The organism is Streptomyces rimosus subsp. rimosus, assembly GCF_000720725.1.
Classification (GTDB): Bacteria; Actinomycetota; Actinomycetes; order Streptomycetales; family Streptomycetaceae; genus Streptomyces; species Streptomyces rimosus_A.
The window spans coordinates 1-18824 of record NZ_JOCQ01000021.1 but is presented as its reverse complement, the minus strand read 5'-3'; the positions used below and the strand labels follow the sequence as shown (position 1 = coordinate 18824).

The window sequence follows — 18824 nt, the reverse complement described above, 5'->3', positions numbered from 1 at the left end:
TTCCGTACCCAAGAAGTGGGTGTTCTCACGGTCCCGTCGGGCAGGAGACATCTGAATCTGTTGAATCTGTCAGGTAACCGCTATCCGTGAAATGGCGAATCGGTGAGGTGAAGCGCTGATGAGCACCACCCGGCCGTACCCGCCGGGCGACCTCGGCCCGGAGCCGGGCAACGCCGGCGCTCCCTCCGCCTCCCCGGCCGTCCCGGCCGGCCAGATCCGCAGGCTGCGCCTGGCGGGTGTGCAGGGAGCCGTTGCCCGTGCCCGTGACTTCGCCCGGCAGGCACTCCACGACTGGGGCTGGCTCCCGGCCGCCAGCGCTGACCAGCGGGCCGCCGCCGAGGACGTCCTGCTCGTGGTGTCCGAGCTGGTCACCAACGCCTGCCTGCACGCCGAGGGGCCGGAGGAGCTGCGGCTGCGCAGCAACGCCAAGGTGCTGCGCCTCGAAGTGACCGACCTGGGCGCGGGCTCGCCCGCGCCGCGCACCCCGCACCGGGCGGGGCGGCCCGGCGGGCACGGCATGTTCATCGTGCAGCGCCTGTGTCTGGACTGGGGGGTCGTCCGGAACCCCGACGGCACGGGCAAGACCGTGTGGGCGGAACTCGCAGCTCCTTCCTAAGGGCCCCTGGTCGGGGCCCTCGTTCGCGCCTGGAAGGCGGTGCGCGGTGGCCCTGGGGTGCTTCTGCGCGGACGGTACGGGCCCGGCCTCGGGTGGCCGCGCCCCCTCTCCATGGCCCTGTGTAAGGGGTTGAGCGCGTTACGTGGTGGTGTCCACGTGGCTGCTGTTCCCGTCGCGCCGTATGAATCCGGCCTGTTCTGTGACTTCCCTCTGCAAGGTCCCCGGCGTACCTTGAGCCACCGATCTGATGTGCCGTCAGTAACATCGGGCGGCGCTCAACCGTGAGAAGGGGAACTCAAGGTGGCCCGCTTCTACGAACAGCACGCCGCCCGCCCCCGCCGCACGGCCGGACCGGCCGCGGCCGTGGCGCTGGTGGCGGGGTCCGCGGTCCTGCTCGCCGCGCCGGACGCGCGGGCCGACGTCGTGGACGTCAACTACCAGTGCAGGACGCCGATCGGGAACAAGGGCGCGGTCTCGCCCATCGACATCAGAAGCACCCGCAGCGGCAGCGCGTACAAGCTCGTGATGTCCTTCCGCAAGGGCGTGTCCTCCAGCCCCGTCGAACTGGGCGCGGGCGCCATGAAGCCGAGCGCCCTCATCAAGCTGGGCGGCGCGGAGAGCGGCACCGTGCCCGTGTCCGGGCCGCCCAACGACAAGGCGATCCCCGCCAACACGCCCATCAAGATCAGCGACCTGAGCGGAACGTACACGCCCAAGCAGAGCGGCAAGGTCACGTTCACCGCTTCCACGCTCACCATCAAGGCCCTCGGTACGACCACCACCTGCACCCCGGCCAACAGCCCGAAGCCGTCGCTCTCCCTGGACGTCAAGGGCACGGGCGGAACGGGCGGCTCCGGCGATACGGGCGGTAGCGGCAGCAGTACGAGTGGCAGCGGTACGGCTGGCAGCAGCACGGCTGGCAGCAGTGCGGGCAGCGACGCCGGCGGAACGACCGGCGGCTCCGGGGGGAGCGGTTCCGGGAGTGGCACCGGAGGGTCGGCCACGGGCGGCGGCTCCGGCGGCGGGCAACTGCCGCAGACCGGCCCGGCCGACTCCGCCGTCGCCCTCGGAACCCTCGGCGGCACGGTGCTCCTCGCCGGTGCGGCGGGCGTGCTCTGGCTGACGCGGCGCCACCACAACAGCGCGTAGGAACTGCCAGCGCACCAGCACCGGGAGCCGCCGATGCCGTTCCGTACCCACGCGGTGATCACGGGGGCTGCCCTGGCGATCACCGGCACGTTGCTCAGCCAGAGCGCCGGGGCATATGCCGTGTCCCCGGACGGCGCGCGGTGGGCCGCCGCGCCCGCGCCCGCGCCGGGCGGCAGCGCTCCGCCGAGTGCCCGGGACCGCCCGTACTTCTACCTGGAGGGCGCCCCCGGCACGGTCCTGAAGGACCGCCTCGCGCTCACCAATCCGACCGGCAGCGCGGTGACGTTCCGGGTGGGCGGCGTGCCGGCCGGGCCGGGGCGCTGGATCGCGACGGCGTCGAAGGAGGTACGGGTGCCGCCGCGGACCCGGGCGGACGTGCCCTTCACCGTGACCGTCCCCGGGGACGCGGCTCCGGGCGACCACCCGGCCGTCCTCGTCGCCGAGGGGGACGGCAGGAAGGCCGCGGTCCGGGTCCACCTGAGGGTGACCGGGCCCGCGCTGGCCGCGCTGAGCGTCGAGGACGTGGCGGTGGAGCGCCGGGGGAGCGCGGCGGTCATCCGGTACGTGCTGGTCAACCGTGGCAACACCACGCTCACGCCGCGTCTCGCCGTCCACGCCGACGGGCTCTTCGGCCCGGCCCTGCGCCGCGCCGCACGCGCGCTGACCGTCACGCTGCCACCGGGCCGCCGGATGCCCCTGACCGAGCCGTGGCCGGATCCGCCCGCGCTGGACTCGGTGGACGTACGGCTGACGGTCACGGCCGGGGGCGGCGCGCGCGGGACGGCCGGGGCGACGTACACGGCGGTGCCGTGGGGAGCCGCGGCGCTGCTGCCCGCCGGGCTGGTGGCGGGCGCGGCCGTGTGGCGCGTACGGCGGCGGGGGCGGGTAGGGGGCTCCCGGACGGCTGCCTCTCAGGCGGCCGCCCCTCAGGCGGTGGCCTCCCGGGTAGAGGCGGACGCATGAGAGCCGCCGGCCTCGCCCTCCTCGCCCTCCTGTGCTTCGCCCTGCTGCCCGTACAGGCCGCGCCCCCGGCCTCCGCCACGCCCGTATCCGCAACCGACCTCACTCCCGGCTCCAGCCCCACCCTCCGCCTCTCCACCCGGCAAGCGGGCAAAGGCGGCACTCTCACCGTCACCGGCCGTGGCTGGCGGCCCAGGACGCTGCTCACGCTGCTCATCTGCGGGCAGAACATGATCGGCGGCACCAACGCCTGTGCCAACGGTGACGGCCGGGCCGTGACCACCGGACCGGACGGGGCGTTCCGCAGGGACATCCCGGTCGCCGAGCCGCCCAAGCCGTGCCCGTGCGTCGTGCACGCCGCCACGGTGACCGGTGCTCCCGCCACCGCCGATGCCCCGTTCACGGTGGCCGGGCACCCCGTCGCGCCGCTGCCGCAGGAGGACGACGGCGGACGGCTGAGCGTGCTGGCGCCGCCGCGCCTGGAGGGTTCCAGCGGGCTGCTGACCTGGTTCGGCGCGCCGCCGCAGCGTCGGCTGGTGATCACCGTGGGCAACCTCGGGTCCGGCCCGGCCAAGGACCCGGTCTTCGAGGTGGGCGCCTCGCACGGGGTCTACGCGCCGCAGTGGGAGGAGCGGCAGTGGCAGGGCACCGTGCCCGCCGGGCGCAGGCAGCGGATCGAGCTGCCGGTGGAGTTGCCCGCCGGGGCGCACGGCGACTACCTCGTCTCGCTCAAGTACGGCGGCAGGGTGCTCGCCGAGCAGCCGTGGGGCGTCGGGCGGCCGTGGGGCGTGACGCTGTTCTGGATCCTGCTGTGCGTCGTCGTACCGGCCGCGGTCTTCCGAACCGGCATGGCGGTCGTCGACCGCGTGCGCCCGCGCGAGGGGTCCGCCCGTACGCCGGGGAGCGCGCCGGGGCGGGCCCTCCATACGCCGCACAGAGCCCCTCGTAAGCCGTTACGTATGCGAAGGCGCGCCCCCGCACCCGACGCCGCGCAGCCGCCCCCGGCGGACCCCGCCGCCACCCTGCCGTGGTTCACCCCGGACACCGCACCGTCCGCCACCACGTCCGATCCGACCGACCCCCCGAGAGCGAGAGGTTCCACGTGATGAGGCAACGCAGGAGAGCGAGCGCGGGCGGGGTCGCCCTGCTGCTCGCCGGTGCGGGAATCCTGGCGGCCGCGGGCCCGGCCGGGGCCGCGGAGACGGCGTACCGGACCGAGTGCGTACCACCGCCGATCTCGGGCCTGCCCGCGGTCCAGGGCACCACCAAGGTGGCGGTGACCGCGCCCGCGACGGCGAAGGCCGGCGACGAGGTGGAGATCGTGTGGCGCACGGTCGAGGCCGCGTCCAAGAACCCCGACGTGCTCGACCTGGACAAGGACACCGTGCGGCCCACCGGAACGATCAAGGTCGGCGGAGCGCAGAGCGGCGAGCTGAAGGTCCAGGGACCGCGGCAGAACCCGGCGATCCCCAAGAACAGCCCGATGAAGCTCTCGGACATGAAGGGCACCCTGAAGCTGGAGAAGCCCGGCGAGGTCACGCTGACGCCCGGCGCCTACACCATCAACGTCAGCAAGCCGATCTCCACGGACACGAAGTGCGCCCCCAAGGAGGAGGTCCGGCCCGCCGCCACGATCAAGGTGACCGACGGGGGAGGCGGCTCGGGCGGTACGACCGGTGGGGGCACGACCGGTGGGGGCACGAGCGGCGGCGCTACGACCGGCGGTGGCACGGGCGGCAGCGATACGGGCGGCTCTTCCGGCTCTTCCGGCGGCTCCACGGCCGGCGGCGGTACGAGCGGTGGCGGTACGAGCAGCGGTACGACCGGCGGTGGCTCCTCCGACGGCGCGTCCTACGAGGGCAAGGTCGTCCAGGTCCCGTACGCCTGCAAAACCCCCATCGGCGACAAGAAGGCCACCTCGCCGGTGCAGATCAACGCCGTCAGGAAGGGCGGCGGCTACGGCCTGACGGTGAAGTTCGCCAAGTCGGTGATGGACAGCCCGGCGGACATCCCCGCGGGCGCGGTGAAGCCGTCCATGGACGTCCGGGTCGGCGGCGCCGACAAGGGCACGGTCAAGGCCGAGGGCCCGGCGAACAAGGAGCCCGTCAAGTCCGGGCAGCCGATCACGGTCCCCGACCTGAAGGGCACCTACACCCCGGGCGCGACCGGCAAGGCGACGCTGACGCCGGGCGTACTGACCGTACGGGCCCTGGGCACGACCACGACCTGTACCCCGGAGAAGGACCCGGGCGTCTCCCTCGCCCTGGACACCACGGCCCAGCAGGGCGGCACCGGCGGCTCCACAGCAGGCGGCACCAGCGGTACCACCGGCGGCAGCGCGGCGGGCCCGGCGAGCGCGGGCGGCGCCTCCGGCGGCCTGGCGGAGACCGGCGCCGAAGACCACGGCACCCTCCGTGCCCTCGCCCTCGTCGCGGGCACGGTGATCCTGCTGGGCGGCGCCGTCCTCACCCTCACCCCGTGGCGGCGCCTGGGCCGCTGACCGGCCCGTACGGCGGGAACGCCCGAGGACTTCCCGTACGGCGGGAACGCCCGAGGGCCCCGGCGCGGAATCCGCACCGGGGCCCTCGGGGAGTGGGGGGAGGCAGTGAGCCGCCCTAGTTCACGTCGTTCATCTGACCGTTGATCCGCTTGCGGTTCAAGTAGATGACCACGCCGGCCAGGGTGGCGAGCACCGCTTCGCCCACCAGCACGCCCTTGCCCGTGAGGTCGGCCCCGGCCTGCCCCAGCAGGTTGACGACGCTGTCGCCGGCGGTGTTGGCGAGGAACCAGACACCCATCATCTGGCTGGCGTACTTCGGCGGGGCCAGCTTCGTGGTCACCGACAGGCCGACCGGGGAGATGCACAGCTCACCGATGGTCTGCATGCAGTAGATGCCGATCAGCCACAGCGGGGTGACCTTCGTCCCGTCCGAGGACAGGGTGATCGGGAGCAGGAAGATGAAGTAGGAGGCACCGATCATCACCATGCCGATGGTGAACTTCGCGGTGGTCTTCGGCTCCTTGCTGCGGTTGGCCAGCGCCAGCCACACCGAGGCGAAGACCGGGGCCAGCGCCAGCACCCAGATCGGGTTGACCGACTGCAGCCACGAGGAGGGGAAGCTCAGCCCGAAGATCGACTCGGCGGTGTTCTTCTCGGCGAAGACGTTCAGCGTCGAGCCGGCCTGGTCGAAGATCATCCAGAACGCGGCGGCCGCCACGAAGAACCAGACGTAGCTGCTGACCTTGCTCTGCTCGTCGGTCGACAGGTCCTTGTCCCGCTTGATACGGAGCAGCACCACGAAGGGCACGAGGATGCCGATGACGCCGAGCGGGATCAGCAGCCACTTCTCGTTGAAGATCCCGGAGAACCCGATGACGGCGTAGAAGACCACGGCGAGGCCGGCCCAGAACAGGCCCTTGCGCAGCCAGCCCTTGCGCTCGTCGGCCGACAGCGGCGTCGGGACCTGGCTGCTCTTGGGGTCCAGGTGCTTGGTGCCGATCAGGAACTGGACCAGGCCCAGCGCCATACCGACCGCCGCGATGCCGAAGCCCAGGTGCCAGTTGACGCTCTGGCCGATACCGCCGATGACCAGCGGCGCGGCCGTGGAGCCGATGTTGATGCTCATGTAGAAGACGGTGAAACCACCGTCCCGGCGCTTGTCCGCGGGGCCGTTGTAGAGGTGGCCCACCATCGTGGAGATGTTGGACTTCAGCAGGCCGGAACCCAGCGCGACCATCGCCAGGCCGACGAAGAACGTCTGGCCGGGGACCGCGAGGACGATGTGACCGGCGATGACCACGGACGAGCCGACGATCACCGTCTTACGGGGGCCCCAGACGCGGTCGCCGAACCAGCCGCCGGGCATGGCGAGCAGGTAGACCATCGCCATGTAGACGGCGTAGATCGACAGGGCACTGCCCTGGGGTATGCCCAGACCGCCGCCCTGGGAGCCGTCCTTGGCATCAGGACCGCCCGAGATCAGATACAGGACGAGCAGCGCCCGCATCCCGTAGAAGCTGAACCGCTCCCACATCTCGGTCATGAAGAGGGTGGCCAGTCCGCGGGGGTGGCCGAAGAAGGTTTTGCCGTCGCTGGCAGGGTTCCCCTGCGCGGCGGCGTCCTTCGTCAGGCTGGACGCCATGGATGCTTCCTAGGTGTGCTCGGGACGCGTGGGGGGAGCCCGCAGCGCCCGGGTCGGGCTGACCGGCACCGGCGTCACCTTGCCGCCCCCTACGTCCCCGGGGGCCGACGCCACTGGAAGGGGAATCGGCGGAGCAGTCGTGACACCGGGGTCCACGCCCCCGTGCTGCGTTGCGCGGTGGACCCGGTCGACAGGTCATTCACTGTGTAGGCGGGACCGGTGGTTCCGGCCCCGCACACAACAGGGACCGATGACGTCTCTTGATCGTCACTGGTCCCGAGGCTGTGCTACGGACGTTGGGACACCATACGTCCAGGGACCGCGCCGTTGGGGCCAGTGAGACAACGGTCACATGTGCAACCGGGAACCGCGAAGGAGGTTGCGGGCGCGGCGCGCGGGTGCGCAACCCAAGATCACCCGTCGGCCCCGGCAGGTCGCGATCCCGCCCCGGAGCGGCCTCCGGCGCGCCATCCGGAGGTCGTTTTCCGGCCACCCGCGGGCGCACCGGGTCCCGCCCGAGGAGGTAAGACATCGGACTACCATCGGCCCATGACCCGTGTACTGCTCGCCGAGGATGACGCGTCCATCTCGGAGCCGCTCGCCCGCGCCCTGCGCCGCGAGGGTTACGAAGTCGAGGTGCGCGAGGACGGCCCCACGGCGCTAGACGCCGGTCTGCAGGGCAACATCGACCTGGTCGTCCTCGACCTGGGCCTGCCCGGCATGGACGGCCTGGAGGTGGCCCGCCGGCTGCGTAACGAAGGCCACTCCTTCCCCATCCTCGTGCTCACCGCCCGCGCCGACGAGGTGGACACCGTCGTCGGCCTGGACGCCGGTGCCGACGACTACGTCACCAAGCCCTTCCGGCTCGCCGAACTGCTCGCCCGCGTCCGGGCCCTGCTGCGCCGCGGTTCGTCCGCCGAGCCGCAGCAGCCGCCCGCGACCCACGGTGTGCGCATCGACGTCGAGTCGCACCGCGCCTGGATGGGCGACGAGGAACTGCAGCTCACGGCGAAGGAGTTCGACCTGCTGCGGGTGCTGGTGCGGGACGCGGGCCGGGTCGTCACCCGCGACCAGCTGATGCGCGAGGTCTGGGACACCACGTGGTGGTCGTCCACGAAGACGCTGGACATGCACATCTCGTGGCTGCGCAAGAAGCTCGGCGACGACGCGGCCAACCCGCGTTACATCGCCACCGTCCGCGGCGTCGGCTTCCGCTTCGAGAAGAGCTGAGAGCCGGGTGTCCCGGCCGGGGCCCGGAAACAGGCTCTAAGGCCCGCCGCCGGGCGGGAAGAAGTAGAAGAACGAACGCATCCCGCCCGGAGGACACCGTGCGCCGCCGTCTGATCAACTCCACCCTCGCCGTGGTGCTCGTCGTGATCGCCGTCTTCGGCGTGTCGCTGGTCATCGTGGAGACCCGCACCATCCAGTCGGGGGCGCAGGAGAGCGTCGCCTCCGAGGCCGTACGGCTCGTCGGCATCGTCGAGAGCCGGCTGGGCAGCGGCGAGAAACTGACGCCCGAGATCCTCTCGGAGCAGATCACCGCGAAGCGGTACGCCGAGATCGGGGTGCCCGGCCGGCCGCGCATCGAGATCGGCTCCCGGCCGGCCGGCGACGTCATCGAGTCCACGCAGCACGGCGACCGCGGCGAGACGGTCACCGTCCAGGAGCCGCGCTCCACGGTCAGCGCCGAGATCGGCCGTACGCTGCTGGTCATCCTGGCCGTCGCCATCCTGGCGATCCTGGCCGCCGTGGTGCTCGCCGTACGCCAGGCCCGCCGGCTGACCGCGCCGCTGACCGACCTCGCCGAGACCGCCGAGCGGCTCGGCTCCGGCGATCCCCGCCCGCGCCACCGCCGCTACGGCGTGCAGGAGCTGGACCGGGTCGCGGACGTGCTGGACGCCAGCGCCGAGCGCATCGCGCGGATGCTCACCGCCGAGCGCCGGCTCGCCGCCGACGCCTCCCACCAGCTGCGGACGCCGCTGACCGCGCTGTCCATGCGGCTGGAGGAGATCACCGTCACCGACGACCCGGACACGGTGAAGGAGGAGGCCACCATCGCGCTGGGCCAGGTCGAGCGGCTGACCGATGTCGTCCAGCGGCTGCTGACCAACTCCCGCGACCCGCGCTCCGGCTCCGCCGTCGCCTTCGACCTCGACGAGGTCGTCAAGCAGCAGGTCGAGGAGTGGCGCCCGGCCTACCGCAGCGCCGGCCGGGCCATCGTGCGCTCCGGAAAGAAGGGGCTGCGCGCGGTCGGCACGCCCGGCGCGGTGGCGCAGGTGCTCGCCACCCTGATCGAGAACTCGCTGATGCACGGGGACGGGACGGTGGCGCTGCGTACCCGCGTCACCGGCAACCAGGCGGTCGTGGAGGTGACCGACGCCGGCCGGGGCGTACCGCCCGACCTCGGCTCGCGGGTCTTCGAGCGCACGGTCAGTGGCCGGAATTCGACGGGGCTGGGGCTGGCCGTGGCCCGCGACCTGGCGGAGGCGGACGGCGGCCGGCTGGAACTGCTCCAGCAGCATCCGCCGGTGTTCGCCCTGTTCCTGGCCCGCGAGGCGGAGCCGTCGTCGGGGGAGTGAGCGCCGGGGAGTGAGGGCCGGCGGGCGTTCTTGTACTCGCGCCCGTACCTTGGCCCGTACCTCGCGCCCGTACCCGCGCTAGTCGCGCGGGCGCTTCGCCGCCGCCGCGCCCGCCGCCCGCCGTTCCTGCGCGCCCTCGGCCTCGGCCAGGAAGGCCTCCGCCGTCTCCACGGCCTTGCGCGCGGGCAGCGCCCGGAACACCCAGGTGCGGTACGACCAGAAGCGGAAGAGCGTGGCCAGGCCGATGCCGAGGAACTTGAAGACGTTGCTCTGCAGCGAGGTGTCCCAGCCGAACCCGTACGTCGCCACGTACAGGACGCCGTTCTCGATCACCAGGCCGACGACGCTGAACAGCAGGAAGAGCGTCAGCTCCTTGGTGCGGCCGCTCTTGTCCCGGTCCCGGTAGGTGAAGTAGCGGTAACCGAGGTAGTTCGTGCCGGTGGCCACCACGGTGGCGACGATGCTGGCCCGGACGACGGGCAGCTCGGTCAGGTGCCGTACGAGGTTGAACACCACGAAGTTGACGAGGACCCCCGCGCCTCCGACGGCGCCGAACTTCATGAGTTCGCGGGCCAGTGCGTCCAGTCGGGCCCGCAGTGCGCTCCGTTCACTCATAGTGATCGTTCAGCTCCTGGTGGTGGGCGTTCGTGGGCGTTCGGTGCGGTCGTCAACCTGCATCCTGCCCGCTCATGCTAACCAGGCGGCCTGTGTGCTGCCTGCCACCCGTGACCGGAGGGGCGCCCGGGTTATGTCAGTCCACGGTCACCCGGAACCGCCGCGTCCGGGCGTTCTCGTCCTGCTCGTCGGCCTGCGGGGTGCCGCAGCGGTAGCAGTACCTGAGAGTCACCTCGGTATGTCCGGTCCCGCGGGCCGTGAAATCGGCGTAGCGGATGCCGCCCGAACCCGGGCCGGCCGGCTCGTCGGCGTCGTAGTGCCCGACGGCTCCTTGCAGTACGGCCGGGTCCGGCCGTGGTGCGGCGAGGACCCACCGGAAGCCGCTGGCGGGGTTCTCCTTGAGGCGGATGGAGAAGCGGGTGCCGGAGGTGACCGAGATCTCACGGTCGCCCTCGTCGAAGACGACCGGCCCCGTCAGCTGGGTGACCACCGCGTAGACGGCGGCGAGCAGGGCCGCCACGGCGAAGACGATCCCCGCGGTCCTGGTGCGCCTGGGTATGCCTCCGTCGTCCCCGTCGCCCATGAGTCCTCCCCCTCCACGGCGGCGGCGAGCCTACTCCCCGGGTGATCTCCGCACACGGGGAACGGCAAGGGTGGCGCACTTGCGTTCGTACGTTCATCCAAGGGTGGCTGCGGCGCTTCATGACCGTGCGGATACCCTGGGGGCGTGACGTTCCCGGTAGTCGGCATGGTCGGCGGCGGCCAGCTCGCCCGTATGACCCACGAGGCGGGCATCCCCCTCGGCATCAGATTCAAGCTCCTCAGCGATACCCCGCAGGATTCGGCGGCCCAGGTGGTCGGTGACGTCGTGATCGGCGATTACCGTGACCTGGACACGCTGCGCGCCTTCGCCCGTGGCTGTGATGTGATCACTTTCGATCACGAGCACGTTCCCACCGAGCACTTGAGGGCACTGGAGGCCGACGGCATCCCCGTCCGGCCCGGCCCCGACGCGCTGGTGCACGCCCAGGACAAGGGGGTGATGCGCGCGAAGCTGACCGAGATCGGGGCGCCCTGCCCCCGGCACCGCATCGTCGCCGATCCGGCGGATGTGGAGCGGTTCGCGGAGGAAGTTGGGGGCTTCCCGGTCGTCCTGAAGACGGTCCGTGGGGGGTACGACGGCAAGGGCGTGTGGGTCGTACGATCCTCCAACGAAGCCGCCGAGCCGTTCCGTGCCGGAGTGCCGGTTCTGGCCGAGGAGAAGGTCTCCTTCGTACGGGAACTGGCCGCCAACATCGTCCGCTCGCCGCACGGCCAGGCCGTCGCGTACCCGGTCGTGGAATCCGTCCAGGTCGACGGCGTCTGCGACACGGTGATCGCACCGGCCCCCGACCTGTCCGAGGAACTGTCCGGACAGGCGCAGGAGCTGGCGCTGCGCATCGCGCGGGAGCTGGACGTGGTGGGCCACCTCGCGGTCGAGCTGTTCGAGACCGCCGACGGCCGCGTCCTGGTCAACGAGCTGGCCATGCGCCCGCACAACTCCGGACACTGGACCCAGGACGGCGCGATCACCTCGCAGTTCGCCAACCACGTCCGCGCCGTCCTCGACCTCCCGCTCGGCGACCCGCGCCCGCGCGCCAGGTGGACGGTGATGGCCAACGTCCTCGGCGGCGACTATCCCGACATGTATTCCGCGTACCTCCATTGCATGGCACGGGACCCGCAGCTGAAGATCCATATGTACGGAAAGGACGTGAAGCCCGGCCGCAAGGTCGGACACGTCAACACCTACGGCGACGACCTGGCCGACGTGCGCGAGCGCGCCGCGCACGCCGCCGGTTATCTGCGAGGAACCATCACCGAATGAATGCCCGCCCGTCGCCCGACCACCGCCCCTCAACGAGTGCTGACGCGCGCCCCTCTGACTCTTCCCCCACGGTCGGCATCGTCATGGGCTCCGACTCCGACTGGCCCGTCATGGAGGCCGCGGCCAAGGCCCTGGACGAATTCGAGATCCCCTACGAGGTCGACGTCGTCTCCGCCCACCGCATGCCGCACGAGATGATCGCGTACGGCGAGCAGGCCGCCGGGCGGGGCCTGAAGACGATCATCGCGGGCGCCGGGGGAGCGGCCCACCTGCCGGGGATGCTCGCGTCGGTCACGCCGCTGCCGGTCATCGGCGTGCCCGTACCGCTGAAGTACCTGGACGGCATGGACTCGCTGCTGTCCATCGTGCAGATGCCGGCCGGCGTGCCGGTCGCCACCGTCTCGGTCGGCGGCGCCCGTAACGCCGGACTGCTCGCCGCCCGGATGCTCGCCGCCCACGACCCGGAGCTGCAGGCCCGGATGCGCGAGTTCCAGCAGCACCTGAACGAGCAGGCCACCGAGAAGGGCAAGCGGCTGCGCAACAAGGTCGCCTCCCCGGCCGGCTTCGGCTTCGGGAGCGGCAAGTGAGCGCGTCCCTGGAAGCGGCCCGCGCGCTGCTCGCCGAGCACCCCGTCGTCGACGGCCACAACGACCTGCCCTGGGCCCTGCGCGAGCAGGTCCGCTACGACCTGGACCAGCGCGACATCGCCGCCGACCAGACCGAGCACCTGCACACCGACATCCCCCGGCTGCGGGCCGGCGGCGTCGGCGCGCAGTTCTGGTCGGTGTACGTACAGTCCGACTACGCCGGGGACCGGGCGGTCACCGCAACCCTCGAACAGATCGACGTGGTGCGCCGGCTCGCCGCGCGCTACCCCGACGACCTGCGCCTGGCCTACACCGCCGACGACATGGAAGCGGCCCGCGCGGACGGCCGGATCGCGTCCCTGATGGGCGCCGAGGGCGGCCACTCGATCAACAACTCGCTGGCCACCCTGCGCGCGCTGTACGAGCTGGGCGTGCGCTACATGACGCTCACCCACAACGACAACATCGACTGGGCGGACTCGGCCACCGACGAGCCGCGCGCGCACGGCCTGACCGCCTTCGGCCGCGAAGTCGTCCGCGAGATGAACCGCCTCGGCATGCTCGTCGACCTCTCGCACGTCTCCGCCGACACCATGCGCGACGCGCTGGACACCAGCACCGCACCGGTCGTCTTCTCGCACTCCTCCGCCCGCGCGGTCTGCGACCACCCGCGCAACATCCCGGACGACGTGCTGGAGCGGCTGCCCGCCAACGGCAGCGTCGCGATGGCCACCTTCGTACCGAAATTCGTCCTGCCCGCGGCCGTCGAGTGGACGCTGCGCGCGGACGAGAACCTGCGCGCGCACGGCTTCCACCACCTGGAGACCACCGCCGAGGCGATGGCCGTGCACCGCGACTTCGAGGCGGCGCACCCGCGCCCGCTCGCCACCGCCGCCACCGTCGCCGACCATCTCGACCACATGCGCGAGGTCGCCGGCGTCGACCACGTCGGCATCGGCGGCGACTTCGACGGCACCGCCTTCACCCCCGCGGACCTGGCCGATGTGTCCGGCTATCCGAACCTGATCGCCGAACTCCTCGACCGCAAGTGGTCCACGGCCGACGTGGCCAAGCTGACCTGGCAGAACGCGGTCCGTACGCTGCGCGGGGCGGAGGATGCCGCGCGGGGGCTGCGGGCCGGGCGCGGGCCGTCGAACGCGACGATCGATCAGCTCGACGGCTGAGGATGCGCAGGGCGCCACTGCTGCGCCACGAGGCCGGAACTCCGCGGAGTTCCGGCCTCGTGGCTGTTCGTACGTGTTACGCCTGCGGACGGCCCAGCGCCCGGTACGTCCAGCCCGCCTTGCGCCATACGTCCGGGTCGAGAGCGTTGCGCCCGTCCAGGATGCGTGGGGTGGACACCACCTCGGCCAGCGCGGCCGGATCCAGCTCCCGGAACTCCCGCCACTCGGTCAGATGCAGCACCACGTCGGCGCCGCGCACCGCCTCCAGCGCCGTGTCCGCGTACCCGAGCGTCGGGAACACGCGCGCGGCGTTCGCCATGCCCTTGGGGTCGTACACCGTCACCTGGGCGCCCTGGAGGTGGATCTGCCCGGCGACGTTGAGCGCGGGGGAGTCCCGTACGTCGTCCGAATCCGGCTTGAACGTGGCGCCGAGGACGGCGACCCGGGTGCCGAGGAAGGAGCCGCCGACCGCCTCCCGGGTCAGCTCGACCATGTGGCCGCGGCGCCGCATGTTGATCGAGTCGACCTCGCGCAGGAACGTCAGCGCCTGGTCGGCGCCCAGCTCACCGGCGCGCGCCATGAACGCCCGGATGTCCTTGGGCAGGCAGCCGCCGCCGAAGCCGATGCCGGCCCGCAGGAACTTCTTGCCGATCCGCTCGTCGTGGCCGATCGCCTCGGCCAGCTTCACCACGTCGCCGCCGGCCGCCTCGCACACCTCCGCCATCGCGTTGATGAACGAGATCTTCGTGGCCAGGAAGGAGTTGGCGGAGGTCTTGACCAGCTCCGCGGTGGGGAAGTCGGCCACGACGAACGGCGAGCCCTCGGCCACGGGCCTGGCGTACACCTCCCGCAGCACCTCCTCGGCCCGCCCGCCGTCGACACCGATCACGATCCGGTCCGGGTGCAGGGTGTCCTGTACGGCGAAGCCCTCGCGCAGGAACTCCGGGTTCCAGGCCAGCTCCACGTCCTCGCCGGCCGGCGCCAGCTCGGCGACCCGCCTGGCCAGCCGTGCCGCGCTGCCCACCGGGACCGTCGACTTGCCGACCACCAGCGCGGGGCGGCGCAGCAGCGGGGCCAGCGACTCGACGGCCGACTCGACGTACGACATGTCGCAGGCGTACTCGCCGTGCTTCTGCGGGGTGTTGACGCACAGGAAGTGCACGTCGCCGAAGTCCGCCAGCTCTTCCCAGGACGTCGTGAAGCGCAGCCGGCCGCTCGCTCCCTCGATGCCCGCGACGTGCGCCCGCAGCAGCTGCTCCAGGCCCGGCTCGAACATCGGGGTCTCGCCCCGCTCCAGCATCTCGATCTTCGCCGGATCGATGTCCAGGCCCATCACCTCGAATCCCAGCTCCGCCATGGCCGCGGCATGCGTCGCGCCGAGGTAGCCGGTGCCGATCACGGTGATCTTCAGGGCCATGGGTGCTCCAGGTGCGTACGGGGAGGTCTGAGCAGCCCGAGCATAGTCCGGCCGGTCTCCGGGGCTCTTGGCCCGGTGGCCGGGATCTTGCGTCCGGCTGTCGGCAAACTCACGTATCCCGCGTCTCCCGGCGCCCCTAGAATTCGGGAGACTCATAGAGTTACTTAACGGTAGTTAGCAGCCAGTCAGCTCTCAGGGGAGTGAGAAACCTTGGCGGGAACCGCTGATTTCGATCTGTACCGGACGTCCGAGGAGCACGACATGCTCCGCGAGTCGGTGCGCTCGCTCGCCGAGGCGAAGATCGCCCCGTTCGCCGCCGAGGTGGACGAGCAGGCCCGCTTCCCGCAGGAGGCCCGGGACGCGCTGACCCTCAACGACCTGCACGCCGTGCACGTACCGGAGGCGTACGGCGGCGCCGGCGCGGACGCGCTGGCCACGGTCATCGTCATCGAGGAGGTCGCCCGCGTCTGCGCCTCGTCCTCCCTGATCCCGGCCGTCAACAAGCTCGGCTCCCTGCCGGTCATCCTCTCCGGCTCCGAGGAGCTGAAGAAGACGTACCTGGGCCCGCTCGCCAAGGGCGACGCGATGTTCTCGTACTGCCTGAGCGAGCCGGACGCGGGCTCCGACGCCGCCGGCATGAAGACCAAGGCCGTACGGGACGGCGACCACTACGTCCTCAACGGCGTCAAGCGCTGGATCACCAACGCCGGCGTCAGCGAGTACTACACGGTCATGGCCGTCACCGACCCCGAGAAGCGCTCCAAGGGCATCAGCGCCTTCGTCGTGGAGAAGGACGACGAGGGCGTTTCCTTCGGCGCCCCGGAGAAGAAGCTCGGCATCAAGGGCTCCCCGACCCGCGAGGTCTACCTCGACAACGTCCGCATCCCCGCGGACCGCCTCATCGGAGCCGAGGGCACCGGCTTCGCCACGGCCATGAAGACCCTGGACCACACCCGCATCACCATCGCGGCCCAGGCCCTCGGCATCGCCCAGGGCGCCCTGGACTACGCCAAGGGCTACGTCCAGGAGCGCAAGCAGTTCGGCAAGCCGATCGGCGACTTCCAGGGCGTGCAGTTCATGCTCGCCGACATGGCCATGAAGCTGGAGGCCGCCCGCCAGCTCACCTACGCAGCGGCCGCCAAGTCCGAGCGCATCTCCGCCGGCGGCAAGCCCGAGGACCTCACCTTCTTCGGCGCCGCCGCCAAGTGCTACGCCTCCGACGCCGCCATGGAAATCACCACCGACGCGGTCCAGCTCCTCGGCGGCTACGGCTACACCCGCGACTACCCGCTGGAGCGCATGATGCGCGACGCCAAGATCACCCAGATTTACGAGGGGACGAATCAGGTGCAGCGGATCGTCATGGCTCGGAATCTGCCGTAACGCCTGCCCGTGGAGGCCCCCGCCGGGAGACGGGGGCCTCTCGTTCTCCGGACTGCGGACGGCCCACGGCACTGCGTGGGCCGTCCAGCCACACCCGCTGGTCGTCGCCGTCGGCCCACAAGCCGATCCGCGTGCCGCAACGCCGGTCCGCCGGCCCGGGCGGCCCTTGTGGGAGCAGCGGTCGCGCGGCAGAGTGATGGGCGGGCAGCCTGGTCGGAGGTGCCTCATGACCCAGGACATTCCTGCTCCCGTCCCGGTCGCGGAGTTGATCGCGCAGCGGGAGGAATGGCGCACCTACCCCTGTGACGGTTACCTCCGTCTGGAAGAGCTCGTACGCGCCTGGCCGGTCGTCGCGGACGTTGAAGCGGTCGTCAAAGCCAACGAGGTCCGGACCGCGACCGAGTCCGTGTCGGGCACGTGGGGCCGCACCTATCATTGCCCCGTTTTCCACCCCGGCGACGCGCAGCGGGTCGCCGACGCGATCGCCGATGGCACAGCCGTACTCCAGCCTCTTTGGCGCAGGGACACGGAGGAGGGCAGCGAGGCACTGCGGCAGCGGATCGAGAAGCTGGAGCGGGAAGACATGCTGGAGGCGTTGTACGTGATTGCGTTCGCGCTGGTCCTGGTGGCGGGCTTGGGCGTGCTGATCCTCTTGTCCGAGTAGTAGTTGAGGGCAGGCGCCGCGGTCGTGCCCCGAAGCCGGGGCTTCTGTTGCTGAAAGATCGGCGCCGGCGAAAGGCCCGCGGGCTCGGCCCGGGCGGTGCGGGAGGGCCGCGGCCGGCAGCACGTCCGCGCCGTGACCGGGGCCCGTTCCGTCCTGCCTACTCGTTCCCGCTCACCGTCACCGGCTCGTCCTTCTTCAGCTGTTCGACGAGCTTGGCGACCTTGGCCTTGTCCCAGCGGAGGTTGCCGCCGACGGTGCCCGCGATGGGCATGTTCATCGACTTGCCGTCGCCGCCGGTGACGCCCTTCATCGCGAAGAACATGGAGCCCAGGTCGAACAGGCCCATGTCCTTGTCGACGACCAGGGTGTCCAGGCCCGCGCCCAGGGTCGGGTAGAGCTTGAAGGGGTTCAGGATCGTGCCGGGGGTGGCCGTCTGGTTGGCGAGGGCGGCGAGGAACTTCTGCTGGTTCTTCGTACGGTCCAGGTCGCTGCCCGCGAAGGCGTAGCGGGTGCGGACGAAGGCCAGGGCCTGCTCGCCGTTGAGGGTCTGCTTGCCGGCCTGGAAGTCGGCGCCGGACTTCTTGTCCTTGAACGCCTTGGGGATGTCCATCTCCACGCCGCCGATCGCGTCCACGATGCCCGCGAAGCCGGCGAAGCCGATCTCGACGTAGTGGTCGATGCGCAGGCCGGTGTTGTGCTCGACGGTGCGCACCAGCAGTTCGGGGCCGTCCTCGGCGTAGGCCGCGTTCAGCTTGGTGTGGCGGCCCTTGGCCGCGTACTTCTTGCCGGACTTGGAGCCGACGAACGAGGGGATCTCGACGTCCGAGTCCCGCGGCAGCGAGATCAGCGTCGGGCCGTTGCTGCCGTCGTGCAGGATCATCATCGAGTCGGTGCGCTTGCCCTCGGCGGAGCCGGTGTGCAGCTTCTTCTTGTCCTCGTCGGACATGCCCTCGCGGCTGTCCGAGCCGACGATCAGGTAGTTCGTGCCGTCGCCCGCCTCCGGCCGGTCGATGACCTTGCTCAGGTCCACCTCGCGGCGCAGCTTGCCGTCGGCCCAGAAGTACGTGGCGACGGAGGTGACGAGGAGCACGGCGACGAGTGTCAGGACGGTCCACTTGATGCGGCGGCCCCAGTTGGGGGCGGGGCGCTGAGCGCGGTCGCCGCCGCGCCCGCCGCGCCCTCCGCCGCCGCCGTAGACCTGGCCGGTGTTGTAGCCGTCGTCGTGGCCGGGACCGTGGCCGGGGCCGTCGCCGTACTGGTCGTAGCCCTGGCTCTGCTGGGGGACGTTGGGGCCGCGGCGCGGCGAGAGGTGCGGCGGCAGCGGCGGCTCGGGCGGCTGCTGCCCCGGCCCGTGACCGGGCCCGCCGGGGCCGTGCGGACCACCGCGCCGCACGTGCGGCATGGCGCGCGCGCCCTCCGGTTCGGCGCCGCTGCCACGTCCGTACCGGTCTCTGTTGTCGGACCCAGGCCACTCGTTCATGAGGGAAGTCTGCCTGTCCTACTGCTCCCCCATACAGCCCAGGTACACGATCGGGCCGTCGCTGTTGCAGAGCTGATGCAAAGTGACGCGGAGCGTCGCTTGCGCAAACCGGGCGGAGTTGATCATTCCGGAGAGTTGTTGCTGGTCAGGGGAGGGGGAGGTGGGAAGGGGGGAGGTAGAG

At 71.4% G+C, this 18824-nt stretch carries 17 protein-coding genes; 12 read left to right on the top strand and 5 right to left on the bottom strand.

Going from position 1 to position 18824, the window contains the following annotated elements; all coding sequences use genetic code 11:
- The first annotated feature begins 118 nt into the window (after window positions 1-118).
- The 5 genes from IH45_RS0113505 to IH45_RS0113485 all read left to right on the top strand — a co-directional run bounded on the left by IH45_RS0113505 (window position 119) and on the right by IH45_RS0113485 (window position 5225).
- On the top strand, window positions 119-616 hold the full coding sequence (locus IH45_RS0113505) for an ATP-binding protein (protein ID WP_030594971.1): 498 nt from the start codon (window positions 119-121) through the stop codon (window positions 614-616).
- A gap of 300 nt (window positions 617-916) precedes the next feature.
- Window positions 917-1765 carry an LPXTG cell wall anchor domain-containing protein gene (locus IH45_RS0113500; RefSeq protein ID WP_030666562.1) on the top strand — a complete coding sequence of 283 codons (849 nt, stop codon included), beginning with the start codon at window positions 917-919 and terminating at the stop codon, window positions 1763-1765.
- A 33-nt stretch (window positions 1766-1798) separates the two neighbouring features.
- Window positions 1799-2728 (top strand): COG1470 family protein, encoded by a 930-nt coding sequence (locus IH45_RS0113495; protein ID WP_030666561.1) that lies wholly within the window; start codon window positions 1799-1801, stop codon window positions 2726-2728.
- Window positions 2725-3831: a hypothetical protein gene (locus IH45_RS0113490; protein ID WP_032917388.1), complete on the top strand. Its 1107-nt coding sequence runs from the start codon at window positions 2725-2727 to the stop codon at window positions 3829-3831. Before IH45_RS0113495 ends, IH45_RS0113490 begins: the two co-directional genes overlap by 4 nt.
- Window positions 3831-5225 (top strand): hypothetical protein, encoded by a 1395-nt coding sequence (locus tag IH45_RS0113485; RefSeq protein WP_030666559.1) that lies wholly within the window; start codon window positions 3831-3833, stop codon window positions 5223-5225. The genes IH45_RS0113490 and IH45_RS0113485 overlap by 1 nt, the downstream gene beginning before the upstream one ends.
- A gap of 115 nt (window positions 5226-5340) precedes the next feature.
- Here IH45_RS0113485 and IH45_RS0113480 read toward each other — a convergent pair whose 3' ends face one another.
- Window positions 5341-6867: a peptide MFS transporter gene (locus IH45_RS0113480; RefSeq protein ID WP_030666557.1), complete on the bottom strand. Its 1527-nt coding sequence runs from the start codon at window positions 6865-6867 to the stop codon at window positions 5341-5343.
- A 549-nt stretch (window positions 6868-7416) separates the two neighbouring features.
- Here IH45_RS0113480 and IH45_RS0113475 point away from each other — a divergent pair.
- A complete protein-coding gene (locus IH45_RS0113475) occupies window positions 7417-8097 on the top strand; it encodes a response regulator transcription factor (protein ID WP_003984832.1) in 681 nt (226 codons plus the stop codon).
- Window positions 8098-8195: 98 nt separating this feature from the next.
- Window positions 8196-9446 carry an ATP-binding protein gene (locus IH45_RS0113470; RefSeq protein WP_030666556.1) on the top strand — a complete coding sequence of 417 codons (1251 nt, stop codon included), beginning with the start codon at window positions 8196-8198 and terminating at the stop codon, window positions 9444-9446.
- A gap of 78 nt (window positions 9447-9524) precedes the next feature.
- On the opposite strand, the gene IH45_RS0113465 is transcribed toward IH45_RS0113470, so the two are convergent.
- A complete protein-coding gene (locus tag IH45_RS0113465) occupies window positions 9525-10061 on the bottom strand; it encodes a GtrA family protein (protein WP_030666554.1) in 537 nt (178 codons plus the stop codon).
- Window positions 10062-10197: 136 nt separating this feature from the next.
- A complete protein-coding gene (locus IH45_RS0113460) occupies window positions 10198-10644 on the bottom strand; it encodes a protease inhibitor I42 family protein (RefSeq protein WP_050514807.1) in 447 nt (148 codons plus the stop codon).
- Window positions 10645-10788: 144 nt separating this feature from the next.
- On the opposite strand from IH45_RS0113460, the gene IH45_RS0113455 reads away from it, so the two are divergent.
- The 3 genes from IH45_RS0113455 to IH45_RS0113445 all read left to right on the top strand — a co-directional run bounded on the left by IH45_RS0113455 (window position 10789) and on the right by IH45_RS0113445 (window position 13699).
- A complete protein-coding gene (locus IH45_RS0113455; RefSeq protein WP_078897508.1) occupies window positions 10789-11928 on the top strand; it encodes a 5-(carboxyamino)imidazole ribonucleotide synthase in 1140 nt (379 codons plus the stop codon).
- 83 nt (window positions 11929-12011) lie between these two features.
- The gene (gene purE, locus IH45_RS0113450; RefSeq protein WP_050514806.1) at window positions 12012-12515 is read left to right on the top strand and encodes a 5-(carboxyamino)imidazole ribonucleotide mutase; all 504 of its coding nucleotides are present in this window, start codon (window positions 12012-12014) and stop codon (window positions 12513-12515) included.
- Window positions 12512-13699, top strand: a complete 1188-nt coding sequence (locus IH45_RS0113445; RefSeq protein ID WP_030666544.1) for a dipeptidase — start codon at window positions 12512-12514, stop codon at window positions 13697-13699. The genes purE and IH45_RS0113445 overlap by 4 nt, the downstream gene beginning before the upstream one ends.
- Before the next feature lie 76 nt (window positions 13700-13775).
- Here IH45_RS0113445 and IH45_RS0113440 read toward each other — a convergent pair whose 3' ends face one another.
- Entirely contained in the window at window positions 13776-15116 is a 1341-nt protein-coding gene (locus IH45_RS0113440; protein ID WP_030666541.1) for a UDP-glucose dehydrogenase family protein, read from the bottom strand.
- Window positions 15117-15326: 210 nt separating this feature from the next.
- Here IH45_RS0113440 and IH45_RS0113435 point away from each other — a divergent pair, with 210 nt between their 5' ends.
- Together IH45_RS0113435 and IH45_RS0113430 are read left to right on the top strand one after the other, a co-directional pair.
- Window positions 15327-16499, top strand: coding sequence for an acyl-CoA dehydrogenase family protein (locus IH45_RS0113435; RefSeq protein ID WP_030666540.1), 1173 nt, complete (start codon window positions 15327-15329; stop codon window positions 16497-16499).
- Window positions 16500-16725: 226 nt separating this feature from the next.
- Window positions 16726-17163: a hypothetical protein gene (locus tag IH45_RS0113430; RefSeq protein ID WP_030666537.1), complete on the top strand. Its 438-nt coding sequence runs from the start codon at window positions 16726-16728 to the stop codon at window positions 17161-17163.
- Between the two features lie 157 nt (window positions 17164-17320).
- Here IH45_RS0113430 and IH45_RS0113425 read toward each other — a convergent pair whose 3' ends face one another.
- On the bottom strand, window positions 17321-18643 hold the full coding sequence (locus tag IH45_RS0113425) for an LCP family protein (protein WP_030666535.1): 1323 nt from the start codon (window positions 18641-18643) through the stop codon (window positions 17321-17323).
- Window positions 18644-18824 lie beyond the last annotated feature (181 nt).